At 68.2% G+C, this 12,220-nt stretch carries 10 protein-coding genes; 6 read left to right on the top strand and 4 right to left on the bottom strand.

Annotated elements, in window-relative coordinates; all coding sequences use genetic code 11:
* The first annotated feature begins 131 nt into the window (after nt 1-131).
* Nucleotides 132-443, top strand: coding sequence for a hypothetical protein (locus EIK80_RS02045; protein WP_199743344.1), 312 nt, complete (start codon nt 132-134; stop codon nt 441-443).
* Between the two features lie 252 nt (nt 444-695).
* Nucleotides 696-995: a hypothetical protein gene (locus EIK80_RS02040; protein ID WP_125155295.1), complete on the top strand. Its 300-nt coding sequence runs from the start codon at nt 696-698 to the stop codon at nt 993-995.
* Nucleotides 996-2,190: 1,195 nt separating this feature from the next.
* Here the strand turns inward: EIK80_RS02040 and rpmB are convergent.
* Nucleotides 2,191-2,490 carry a 50S ribosomal protein L28 gene (gene rpmB / locus EIK80_RS02035; protein WP_125155294.1) on the bottom strand — a complete coding sequence of 100 codons (300 nt, stop codon included), beginning with the start codon at nt 2,488-2,490 and terminating at the stop codon, nt 2,191-2,193.
* A gap of 267 nt (nt 2,491-2,757) precedes the next feature.
* Here rpmB and EIK80_RS02030 point away from each other — a divergent pair, with 267 nt between their 5' ends.
* Nucleotides 2,758-3,252, top strand: coding sequence for a DUF3617 family protein (locus EIK80_RS02030; RefSeq protein ID WP_125155293.1), 495 nt, complete (start codon nt 2,758-2,760; stop codon nt 3,250-3,252).
* Between the two features lie 206 nt (nt 3,253-3,458).
* Here EIK80_RS02030 and EIK80_RS02025 read toward each other — a convergent pair whose 3' ends face one another.
* Nucleotides 3,459-4,034, bottom strand: a complete 576-nt coding sequence (locus EIK80_RS02025) for a methylated-DNA--[protein]-cysteine S-methyltransferase (RefSeq protein WP_125155292.1) — start codon at nt 4,032-4,034, stop codon at nt 3,459-3,461.
* An 83-nt stretch (nt 4,035-4,117) separates the two neighbouring features.
* Here EIK80_RS02025 and EIK80_RS02020 point away from each other — a divergent pair, with 83 nt between their 5' ends.
* Nucleotides 4,118-5,749, top strand: a complete 1,632-nt coding sequence (locus tag EIK80_RS02020; protein WP_125155291.1) for an amidohydrolase — start codon at nt 4,118-4,120, stop codon at nt 5,747-5,749.
* Here EIK80_RS02020 and EIK80_RS02015 read toward each other — a convergent pair.
* Nucleotides 5,746-7,851, bottom strand: a complete 2,106-nt coding sequence (locus tag EIK80_RS02015; protein WP_125155290.1) for a hypothetical protein — start codon at nt 7,849-7,851, stop codon at nt 5,746-5,748. The two genes, EIK80_RS02020 and EIK80_RS02015, sit on opposite strands and share 4 nt — an antisense overlap.
* A gap of 163 nt (nt 7,852-8,014) precedes the next feature.
* Between EIK80_RS02015 and EIK80_RS02010 the strand changes: the two genes are divergently transcribed.
* Nucleotides 8,015-10,573, top strand: coding sequence for a helicase-related protein (locus tag EIK80_RS02010; RefSeq protein ID WP_125155289.1), 2,559 nt, complete (start codon nt 8,015-8,017; stop codon nt 10,571-10,573).
* Complete coding sequence (locus tag EIK80_RS02005) at nt 10,570-10,857, top strand: RNA-binding S4 domain-containing protein (protein WP_125155288.1); 288 nt, start codon at nt 10,570-10,572, stop codon at nt 10,855-10,857. Before EIK80_RS02010 ends, EIK80_RS02005 begins: the two co-directional genes overlap by 4 nt.
* Here the strand turns inward: EIK80_RS02005 and EIK80_RS02000 are convergent.
* On the bottom strand, nt 10,854-12,188 hold the full coding sequence (locus EIK80_RS02000) for an ATP-binding protein (protein ID WP_125155287.1): 1,335 nt from the start codon (nt 12,186-12,188) through the stop codon (nt 10,854-10,856). The genes EIK80_RS02005 and EIK80_RS02000 overlap by 4 nt on opposite strands.
* Nucleotides 12,189-12,220 lie beyond the last annotated feature (32 nt).

Here is a 12,220-nt window from a genome sequence, read left to right as displayed (position 1 = left end):
TTTCGCACTTGCGAAAGGTACCGGTACCATATATTCAGAACCTCGACGGACGACGAGGCGAGATCCTGGGGGCCGTCAGAGGAACGCGTCGGGAGGCGGTTGCCCTCAACCTCCTTTCCGGGACTACCAACATGATCCGTCTTCTCGTTATCGCCCTTACGGCCCTCATGGCCACCACCGCCGCTACCTCGGCCAGCGCTGGCGAAATCAAGGTCAAGGTCGCCGGCCGCGACACGGCCGCCGTGCACGCCGAAATCGTCCAGGCCGCCAAACAGCTGTGCCAGGAAGACCTCTTCGGCAATCCCTACGCCGTCCAGATCGCTCCCTATTGCGTGCGCGACGTCGCCCGCGACGCCATCAGCCGCGCCCGCAGCCGCGACCTGATCGCCTACGACAAGGCTCAAAGCCGCGACGTCTATTTCCTGAAGATCGCCACCCGCTAACAGCGATCAGCGCTTAGACGACAGAGCCCGCGAAACCCCCGTTTCGCGGGCTTCTTCGCGCCTGCAATCGGTTGTTCGCACGCGAAGCACGGCCGGACTCCACCTTGGGTGCACTGCAACATAATCGTTGATAACTCATGAGAACGTTGCTATAGGCGACGGGACGGGCTGAGCAGGCGATAGACCGGGGACGGGCCGTCAGAGGAACGCGTCTGGAGGGGGTTGAACCCAACCCTCTTTCGGAACATCGACATGATCCGCTCCATCGTTCTGGCCGCCTCGGCCATCGCCCTGTTCGCCGCCGCTCCGGCCTCGGCCGCCGAAGTCCGCGTCAAGCTCGCCGGCAAGTCGGCCGCCGAAGTCCGCGCCGAAATCGTCAAGGCCGCCTCGACCGTCTGCTGGCAGGACGTCCGTGGCGAAGCTCTCGCTGGCTATCTGTACCCGGCCTGCATCCGCGCCTCGGTCAACGACGCCGTGTCGAAGATCAACAACCCGGCCCTGAGCGCCTACAACTCGGCCAACCCGTCGTCGGGCGCCGTCGTCGCGCGCTAAGCGACAACAGCTTTCAGTACCAAGCTTACCAGTACCAAGCGTTCAAAACCCGCCGCGGCTCAGTCGCGGCGGGTTTTGCTTTGTCTGGATGGGAAGGCTGCTTCCGGGACGATGTGAGGTTCGGTTGTCGACCCAAGTCGGACCTTCGCTATGGAAGAGGGTCCGAAGATTTTGCCGCCTTAGTATAGCCCAGATTACGACACAACCCGAGGGCGATATATTCGTCTCGAGTTGGGGGCGGCATGCAAGTTTTCCGACGGCGGCGGCTTGCCTCCATCGCTGCGCTCTCACTAGCGCTCCACATTGTGGTACTGGCCTGGCTGGCTCGCCCTGCCACTCCAAATCTGCTGACGACCGGCCCTGACCTGCCCTTGATGTCAGTTGAATTGTTAAGACCCGTGAGGCCGAATCCGCCGTCAGTACGAACCGCCGCCGGTCGCGTCGTGCCGCAAGCTTTTGCGCCCGCGCGCGCTGTGGTGACGACCCAAGCTCCATTCCTACCCGCCGTACCTGCTGAGACCGGCACTGTTCCAGTACCGGCTAATCCCGGCGTCGCGGAAAACCTGCGCGCCGCGCTGCGTGCTGGCGCTGGCTGCGCGGAAGGGACCTTCCGGTCACGGGAGGAGCGAGAAGCTTGTGCTGAGCGGCTTGGCCGGCTCCGCGCCGGGGCTCCTAGCTACAATGCCGCGATAGACCCTGGGAAGCGGGCCTACTACGATGCGGTCGTCGCAGCGGGATCGTCGGGCGGGAGCTATGGCGAACCCAAGCCCAAGGGCGCGAACCCGGACGGCGACTACTTCCGCGTCTTCAACTGTTCGATCCCCTTTGGCGTCGGCAAGAAGCCGAAGAGTCGCCAGGGCGAGCTTCGCCTAGGGCGAACACCATGCTCCATTCCCTTGCAAGGTAGCTTTTTCACGCCCGAAGCCAGCGTCCCAAAGCAGTAGACTATGCCCCCCTCCGCCAACACGTGAGGACGGGCTGACGAACCATCCCCTGAACCTGCCGATCGATACGCCGCCGCGGTGCTCTCCGCGCCGCCGGCGCTTAAGCTTGGGAATGGCCCAAACCTACCCAACGGCGACGCTCTAAACGTCCGCCATGGATCACGCTCGCCTTCCGCGACCTCGCCCACGACGAAAAGCCCGCCGGGATCGCTCCCGGCGGGCTTTCAATCGTCAGTCGAGACCGTGAAGCCTTAGGCGGCTTGAGCGGCGGCCTTGGCCTTGGCCTTGACCTGCGACTTGATCTTCAGGGCGCGCGGCGACAGCTGCTCGTCCTTGGCGCCCAGCAGGAACACGTCCAGGCCGCCCTTGAAGTCCAGGGTGCGCAGGGCCGCGTTGCTGATGCGCAGCTTGAAGCTCTGGCCCAGCGACTCCGACTGGAGCGTGGCGGGCGACAGGGCCGGCAGGAAGCGGCGCTTGGTCTTGATGTTCGAGTGGCTCACATTGTGGCCGACCATCGGACCGATACCGGTAAGTTCGCAACGGCGCGACATGGTGGTTACCTTGGCTTGGGCGAAACCGTCTGGCTCGGTGAAGAGCCTGGTCCCGATAAGATATGAATTCGGACACGCGACTGGACCAGGCCGACCGCGCGAGAGCGGGCGATATAGGCGAAGGGTCGCCCCTGAGTCAAGGCGTCTGGCCAAGGATGTCCCGCATCCGCGCCGGCGCCCCGACAAGGAACCGGCCGCCCAACCTCCGCCTTCAAGCAGGGTTCATATGCCGCTCTATATAGGAGCGGTATGAAGGAGACCCGCCGCATGCGTTCGACCGCCCTTGCCGCCGCCATTCTGGTTCTCGCCGCTGGCGGCGTCACCCTGGACCAGCCCGTTGTCCACGCGGCGACAGCCAAGACGTCCGCCTCGAGCAAGACGACGATTCTCCCGGGGCAGTGGGAGTACGACTACAAGGTCGGCGTGATCCCGGTCAGCAGCGAGCGAAAGTGCCTCAAGCCCGCCGACGCCGAGCAGTTTTCGCGCGGCATCTGCACCCGGCGCTACCGCTGCGACTACACGACCAATGTCGTCAGGGACGGCAAGATCCAGCTGAAGGGCACCTGGACCGACAAGAAGGACCGCGTCTCACCGGTGACGGCCGAGGGCAGCTACACGCCCGAGAGCTTCAAGATGGACATCCACATCAAGACCATCAGCGGCATGAACCTGGCCGGCAGCATGAACGCCAAGCGCGTCGCGACCGAGTGCGCGCCAGAAGAGAAGACGGCGGAAAAGGCCCCGGAAACGACATCGAGGTAACGCCGCTCCGCGAAACCCATTTGTGGTTAATCCGCTTTAAGCTACAATAGCTTGTAGGGAACAAACACCGAATTGGCCGACGTCGCCGATTCGGTCATGATTCGTTTCGCCCCTGTTCGAAGAAGCGTTACCGCGCGTTAAGAGGCGTGAGCGGACGGTCCTCGGAGATCGTCGAAACTCCATCGCAGGAAAGCGGGCGTCCGCCTTCAGCCCCCACGCCGCGGCGCGACCGAGAACTCCAGGTCGAACAGCGTCGGGACCGCGTCGGTCCGCGCCTTCTCGAGGGTCAACAGCCTGGCCTTGGTTTCCGCCCCGCCCGGCGCGGAAAAGCCGCCCATATTGCCCGAAGCGCCCAGCACCCGATGGCAGGGCACCACGATCGGCCAGGGGTTCTCGCCCAAGGCCTTGCCGACGGCCCGCGCCGCGCCCGGCTCGCCCATCGCCTTGGCCACCTCGCCATAGGTCGAGGTCTCACCCGGCGTGATGGCCCGGGCGATCTCATAGACCCGCAGGTTGAAGGCCGGCTGGCCGTCCAGGTCGAGCGGGATGTCGGTCAGGTCGTCGCGACCGCCGGCCAACAGTCCGCGGATACGCTCGATGATCGCCTCGATCTCGGCGGTCGGCTCGTCTTCGACCGCGTCGGGGAAGCGCTTGCGCAGCTTTGCCCAGGCCGCGCCCGGCGAGCTCTCCGGCAGTTGCAGGCCGATGAGGCCGCGATCGCCCCAGGCGACGCCGCAGCGGCCGATGATCGTGTCGAACAGGACAAAACGCTGGGCGCTCATGACGAAAAAATAGCAGGCCTGTTGCGACTTGGGAGGGGCGCGCCGTACGTTTTCCGAAACTTGCCAAGCTTCGGAGGTCGCCTTTGCGCCGGACCCTACTCGCCGCCCTGCTGGCCGCGACCTCTTTCACGGCCGCGAACGCCGGCGATATCCTGATCCATGGCGGCCCGATCCACACCGGCGTGGACGCCAAGCCGACCGCGCAGGCGGTGCTGCTGCGCGACGACAAGATCCTGTTCGTCGGCGATCTGGCCGCCGCCAAGGCCAAGGCCGCCAAGGACGTCCGCGACATCGACCTGAAGGGCGCCGCCGCCTACCCCGGCTTCGTCGACGCCCACGCCCACTTGACCGGCATCGGCCTGCGCGAACTGACCCTCAATCTCGATCAGGTGAAGTCGGTCGCCGAGCTGGTCGCCGCCGTGAAGGCCTATGCCGCCGCCCATCCGGAGGGCGTGATCTATGGCCGGGGCTGGATCGAGACCCACTGGCCCGAGAAGCGCTTCCCCACCAAGGCCGATCTCGACGCCGCCGCGCCGGGGCGGATCGTGGTGCTGGGACGATCGGACGGCCACGCCAGCGTGGCCTCGTCCGCCGCCCTAGCCAAGGCCGGGATCACCGCCGCCACGGCCGCGCCGGCGGGCGGCCAGATCCTCAAGGGCGTCGATGGCCAGCCGGACGGCATGTTGATCGACCACGCCCAGGCGCTGATCGAGGACGTCATCCCGCCTCCCAGCGAGGCGCTGAAGCGCGAGGCCCTGCGCAAGGCGGGCGCGCTCTACGCCGCGCGCGGCTGGACCGGCCTCGACAATATGAGCGTCATGGCCGACGACCTGGCCTTGCTGCGCGACGAGGCCGCCAAGGGAAGCTTCCACATCCGCGTCGACAACTACATGGACCCCAGCGGCGCGGCCGAGGTGCTGAGCAAGGGTCCCCAGACCGACGCCACCGGCCTGATCCGGACGCGCGGGATCAAGCTCTACATGGACGGCGCCCTGGGCTCGCGCGGCGCGGCCCTGCTCGAACCCTATAGCGACGCCGAAGGCCTGGGCCTGCAGCTCACCCCGCAGGACAAGGGTCTGGCGCTGATGAAGCAGGCCAGGGCCGTGAACGCCCAGGTGGCCATGCACGCCATCGGCGACCGCGGCAACCGCATGACCCTGGACTGGTTCGAGCAAAGCCTGGCCGGCGATATGAAGGCGCGCTGGCGCATCGAGCACGCACAGATCGTCGCCGACACCGACGTGCCGCGCTTCGCCAAGCTGGGCGTCATCGCCTCGATGCAGCCCAGCCACGCCATCGGCGACCTCTATTTCGCGCCCGCGCGCCTGGGCAAGGACCGCCTGCACGAGGGCTATCGCTGGAAGGACTTCCTGAAGGCCGGTGTCGTGGTCGCGGCCGGCTCGGACGCCCCGGTCGAGGTCGGCGACCCGCGCATCGAGTTCTACGCCGCCGTCTATCGCCACGGGCTGGACGGCTTCGCCAACGCCGACTGGCATCTGGAAGAAGCCGTCACCCGCGCCGAGGCCCTGAAGATGCTGACCCTGGCTCCCGCCTACGCGGTGTTCCGCGAGAACGAGCTGGGCACGCTGGAAGCCGGCAAGAAGGCGGACCTGACCGCCTTCGACAAGGACCTGATGACCATCGAACCCAAGGAGATCCTCACCGCCCAGCCGGTGCTGACCGTGGTCGACGGCAAGGTGGTGTTCAGCCGTTAGGAGTTCAGCGGGACCACGCGGATCTCGTTGACCCCGATACCCAGCAAGCGGGGATCAGGGACCCCATGGAACGGGGGCGGCGCGGCGGCCTCGGGCAGGCGCAACTCGACCCTGGTCGGCTTGCCTGGGGTCGCGCCGCCGATCTGGACCGAGAAGACGCCACGGGTGATCCGCGTGCGACGCTGGACCTTTCCGTCCAGCACCACCTCGATCGCCTGGGTGTCGTCCTTTGACGGGCCGATGGCGATGACGTTCAGAAGCAGCACGAAATCGCGCGCGCCTTGGGTGTCGAGGATCAGCCACGCGGCCTTGCCGTCGCTCCAGATGGCGAACTGCTCGGGCAGGCCCCAGCCCGGCCCGAGCTCCGGCGGCTTGACGCCCTTGTTCAGGTAGATCACCGGCGCGGCGGCCAGTTGCTTGGCGGAGACGGCGACATAGGGCTGCAGCCCCCGGACCGTCTCAAGGCCGCGCCCGCACAGCAGGCCTCGAACGAAACGGTAGCAGTCAGAACGCTGGCCGAAGGCCTCGAACAGGGCAGGCTTCTCGACGGGGTCGCCGATCACGGCGGTGATCGTCCGGTCTCCGGGCGCGGCGTCGACCTTGGCCGCCGACTCGACCTCGCAACTGACCACAAGCGGGCGGGCCACCGGTCCGGAATTGGAAACGCCGTGGCGGCGCAACGCCAGATGCGACAGCTGCATCGTCGCCCAGGCGTCGACATTGCTGGAGCACTCGATCACCGGCTGGAAGCGCCAAGGACGGCCTTCGAGCGCCGGATCGGTGCGCAGCACGGCGTCGTAGAAAGGCGTGGTCCGCACATAGACGCCGCGCACGGCGCGGATCATCTGGCTCATGTCGGCGACCTGCAGCGCCAGGGCCAGGATTAGCAGGCCGATGCCCAGGCGGCCGGGCTGGAGACGATCGACCTGGACGACGCCGAACGCCAGGATCGCGTAGCCGACGATCCAGAAGAATCGTCCGTGGCAGCGGAACAAGCCGACGATGTCGCCGAACAGTCCTGTCGGACGCCCGACGTCGAACATCAGGAAAGGCCCGAAATAGGGGCGCGGTCCGATCGCGTAGACGATCAGCACGACCAGAGCGGCGATCAACGGCCCAAAGCGGCGCCAGGCCGCGGCGTCCGGCTTCCAGCCGCGCACCAGGCCAATCACGACCTGGACTCCGGCGGCGAAGACGATCAGCAGCACGCCCGCGCCGAGATAGTTGTAGCCCTCGAAGGGCTGGCCCAGGACCTCCAGCGTGCCGGTGAACCAGACGCCGTTCCATGTCTGCCCGGCCAGGGCCGAGGCCTGGGGCCAGAGCGGGCCCAGAACGTTCATCGAGAAGGAGCCCAACGACACGCCACCGCCGGACATGCCGACGCCGCCATAGCCCAGCGCCCAGGCGGCGAAAGCGACGGCGGCGACGAAGGCGACCGCGGTGACAGCCGCATTGGTCCAGGCCTTGGCGCGCCGCTGCAGCAGCTCCGACAACAAGCCCGCGCCGAGGCAGGCGGCCACCGGCACGAGATGGTAGGGGTGGGTTCCCGTGACCACCAGACCGAGCATGGCGATCTCGATGATCCGCCGCCGAGTGAGGCCGAACCGCGCGACCAGTACGGTCCAGGTCGCGCCCAGGATCAGCAGAAAATGGCCAGCCAGGGCGATATGGCCCAACTGGCGTGAAAGCCAGGCCGGGAAGAACAGCGACAACAGTCCTCCCAGCAGCAGGGACGACAGGCGCGTCACGCCGCAGGCCCGCAGCAGAGCAACCATGGCCAGGGGCTGGGCGACGTAGGCGATCAGCAGGAACAGGGCCAGCGGGTTCAACACCCGACCGAGACCCAATGCTTTCATGATCAGCGTCAGCCACGGCAGGCTGTCGGTGTAGACGATCGATGTGGGTACGGCCTCGCCGCGCAGCGCGGTCGTCACGCCCAGCGGGAAATGCCAGGTTTGGTCGATGATGGCGTAGTGACCCGCCATCATCGTGGCCATGTCGCCGCCCGGCTCGAGCCAGTAGTCGTGGTCCGCGCTCAGCAGCGGCAAGCCGATGACGATGTGAAACAGGACGACCGCCGCCAGAACGAGCACGGCCAACATGGCCGATCTGGCCGATACAACACGCTGCACGACGCTCTAGCCCCCAAGAACGTTGCCCTAGCGCTACCCAAGGGTGAGGGAGTTGTCCACCTCCATCGGACGTGAAGTCACGGCGGCGCCGCACCGCCTTGCCTCGTCACGATTCCCGCCCCACCTTGAATCCATGAGTGATCGTTCGACCGGCCTGGCTCCTTCGAAGCTGACCGCGGTCCTGGGCCCGACCAATACCGGCAAGACCCACCTGGCCGTCGAACGCATGTTGGCCCATGGCTCGGGCATGATCGGCCTGCCGCTGCGCCTGCTGGCGCGCGAGATTTATGATCGGGTCGTCAAGCTGCGCGGCAAGGCCTCGGTGGCGCTGATCACCGGCGAGGAGAAGATCGTCCCGGCCCGGGCGGTCTATTTCGTCTGCACGGTCGAGGCCATGCCGCTGGCCCGCGAGGTCGAGTTCCTGGCGGTCGACGAAATCCAGCTGTGCGCCGATCCCGAGCGCGGCCATATCTTCACCCACCGCCTGCTGCACGCGCGCGGCAAGTTCGAGACCATGTTCCTGGGCGCGGGCACCATGGCTCCGCTGGTCCGTCGCCTGCTGCCGGACGCCGAGATCGTCTCGCGCGAGAGGTTTTCGAACCTCTCCTACGCCGGCTCCAAGAAGCTGACCCGCCTGCCGCGGCGCACGGCGATCGTCGCCTTCTCCACCGACGCGGTCTATGCGATCGCCGAGCTGATCCGGCGCCAGAGGGGGGGCGCGGCGGTCGTGATGGGGAGCCTCAGCCCCCGCACCCGCAACGCTCAGGTCGCGCTCTACCAGTCGGGCGAGGTCGACTTCCTGGTGGCCACCGACGCCATCGGCATGGGCCTGAACATGGACGTCGACCACGTGGCCTTCGCCGGCCTGCGCAAGTTCGACGGCAAGCGCACCCGCTGGCTCTATCCGCAGGAGGTCGGCCAGATCGCCGGCCGGGCGGGCCGCTACACCCGCGACGGCACCTTCGGGGTCACCAGCGACTGCGAGGAGATCGACGAGGACCTCGTTGAAGCCGTCGAGAGCCACACGTTCGAGCCGATCACCCAGGCCGAATGGCGCAACGCCCGCCTCGACTTCGGCTCCCTGCCCGGCCTGCTGCGCTCGCTGAACGAGACGCCCAAGCGCAACGGCCTGTCCCTGTCGCAGGAAGCCCTGGACGAACGCACCCTGCGCGCCCTGGCCCAGCAGGAAGACGTGATCAAGCGCTGCAAGACCGACCGCTCTGCCCTGCTGCGTCTGTGGGACGTGTGCCAGACGCCGGACTTCCGCAAGACCACAGACGACGACCACCAGCGCATGGCGCGCACTCTGTTCGACGACCTGACCACCGGCCGCAAGCGCCTGCCCGAGGACTGGATCAACAGCCAGTACAAGGCGCTGGACCGCGTCGATGGCGAAATCGACAGCCTGGCCGGCCGCCTATCGGGCGTGCGCACGCTCAGCTATATCGCCAACCGCCCGGACTGGGTGGCCAATCCCGCCCACTGGCAGGGCCTGACCCGCCAGCTTGAGGATCGGATCAGCGACACCCTGCACGAGAAGCTGATGGCCCGGTTCATCGACCGGCGCACCAGCGTGCTCATGAAACAGCTGGGCGAACGCGAGACGCTCTATGCCGGCGTCGGCCAGGACGGCGAGGTGACGGTCGAGGGTCACGTCGTCGGCCACCTGTCGGGCGTCGCCTTCACGCCGGTCAAGGCGACCTCGCCCCTCGAAGAGAAAGCTCTGCGCAACGCCGCCCAGCGCGCGGTCGGGCCCGAGATCGCCAAGCGTTTGGGCTTGCTGGCCAGCGAAGCCGACGACGCCTTCGCCCTGACGCCCGACGGCGCGATCCTGTGGCGGGGCGAGGCGGCCGGGGCCGTGCGCCGCGACCTGCCCCTGCTGTCGCCCCGCGCCCGCCTGCTGGGCGAGCTGGGCCCCGCCGCCGTGCGCGAGCGAGCCGAGCGGCGTCTGGACGCCTTCCTCGCCTCGGAGGTCGACAGGCACTTGGCCCCATTGCGCAAGCTGGAGCGCGCCCTGGCCGGCGGCGAGCTTCGCGGCCTGCCCCGCGGCGTCGCCCACCGTCTTCTGGAAGCCGGCGGGGTGCTGGACAAGCGTCCCGTCGACCCGGAACTGAAGGCGCTGAGCCAGGCCGAGCGCCGCACCCTCAAGAGCCTGGGCGTGCGGATCGGCGCGTTCAGCCTCTATTGCCCCGCCGTGCTGAAGGCCGAGGCCGTGGCCTGCGCTCGCGCCCTTAACCCGACCGGCTGGCGCGGCGCGCTGACGACGCTTGAGCCCCTGCCCTCGCCCGAGCCGTCGGCCCGCGAACTGTCGGCCAGCGGCCTGCGCGCCGTGGCCGGCTTCAGCATTCCGGTGGGAGCGCTGGAAGCGCTGGACGCCCTGCTGCGCGCCGAGCAGCAGCACGGCGGCGTGGTGCTGACCGACAAGGCGCTGGAGACCTTGGGCTGGACCGCCAAGCAGGCGTCCAACGTCCTGCGCGCGCTCGACTACACCCCGGCGATCCGCGCCAAGCCCCACCAGCCGATCGTCTGGAAGCGTCGCGGCGCCGCCAAGCTGGAGCAGAAGCCGGTCAAGGCGCGCCCGGACTCGCCATTCGCTGCGCTCGCCAAGCTGACCGAACCGCCGCCTCCGCCCGAGCGCCGCAAGCGGCCGCGGCGGCGCAAGCCAGCCGCGGCCAAGCAGGCCGCGTCATGACGGACGTCCATGGAGACTCCGTCCGCGCCGACGTGTGGCTGTGGCGCGCCCGCTTCTTCAAGACCCGCTCCCTGGCCGCCAGGTTCGTCGACGAGGGCCGCATCCGCCTGACGCGCGCCGGAACCGAGAGCCGTATCGACAAGCCCTCGCGCACGGTGAAGCCCGGCGACGTGGTGGTGTTCGGCCTGGGCGGCCGCCTGATCGCCGTGCGCGTTCTGGACTGCGGCGAGCGCCGAGGTCCGGCGACCGAGGCGCGCGGACTGTACGAGGCCGTCGAGGGTTAGCCCTCCGTCGCCGCCGCGGGCGGCCAGATCCTGGCGACGACTCCGCCGCCGTCGCGATTGCCGATCGCCAGCTTGCCGCCGAATCGATTGATCAGCCGCTCGGCGGTGGGAATGCCGAGGCCGAAGCCGCCGGTGTCGCGAGCCCGCGCCGCGTCGCCTCGGAAGAACGGTTCGTAGATGCGGGCCATGGCGTCGGCGGTCAGGCCCGGCCCCTGGTCCAGCACCTCGATTAACGGCCCCTCCGGACCGCCCGCGACAAGCCTGACGCGCGCCTGACCGCCGAAGCGCACGGCGTTGTCCACCAGCCGGATCAGCGCCTGCTCCAGAGGGCCACGATGGGTGGTGATCTCCAGAGCCTTGCCGCCTTCGTAGCGCGCCGCCTCCGGCCATCGGGCCGTCACGCCCTGGATCAACGAAGGCAGGTCAACGACCTCGGCGGTGCTGGACGAGTGCTGGGCGCGCAGCCAGTCCGAGAGCGATCGCAGCATCGCGTCCAGTTCGCCGACATTGTCGGCCACCAGGGTCTTGATGTCGTCCGGCTCGATATAGTCCGCCGCCAGGGTCAGGCGGGCCAGCGGCGTGCGCAGGTCGTGGCTGAGCGCCTCCATGGCCCGAGCCTGGTCTTCGATCAGGCCCGCGATGCGGCGCTGCATGTCGTTGAACGCCCGGCCCAGCTCGACGATGTCGTTGGGCCCTTCGATCACGATGGGCGACGGCGGCGCCGCGCCGACCTGGCGCGAAGCCTCGGTCAGGCGACGCAGCGGCTCGCCCAGCTGACGCAGCGCATAGGCGCCCAAAGCCACGCAAGCCAGGGAGAAGACCAGGGTCGTGGCCACCGCGCGCAGGGCGATCGGCCAGGGTCGGGGGAAGTTGCGCGAGCGGAAGGTCAGCCACCGGCCGTCCTCCAGCCCCATGACCCCGACCAGGTCTCGGCCGCCCTCGGGCCGGCTTTCGGACCACAGGCGCAGCGGCCGCGCGGCGAGGCTCGGCTCCCACTGGCGGACATAGTCGGCGATGGCGTTGGCCTCGGCCATCCGGCTGCGCGTGACTGGCGGCCCCTCCGGCGGCAGGATCGCGACCTTGGCCTCCATGTAGTGCGAGGTCATGACCTTGTCGAAATCGGCCTCGCCCAGCCTGGCCACTCGCTCCCCGACGACCAGCAGTTCGCCGATCCGCCGCGCGTGGTCTTCGCGCAGCGTCTGGCGATCGATGGCGCTATAGAAGGCGACGCTGGCGCCCAGCTGCACCAGCACGACGGCGACCACCACCCAGATGGACCGCCCCACGAAGCCGCGAGATCGCCACGGCGCCTTGCCCATCGTCAGAGTCATGCCCTCAGGCTATACGAGGCCGTGGGCCCAAG

The sequence above is a fragment of the Caulobacter sp. 602-1 genome (assembly GCF_003931565.1).
Lineage (GTDB): Bacteria > Pseudomonadota > Alphaproteobacteria > Caulobacterales > Caulobacteraceae > Caulobacter.
The sequence above is the reverse complement of the archived record's forward strand: the minus strand, read 5'-3'. Positions and strand labels throughout refer to the sequence as shown.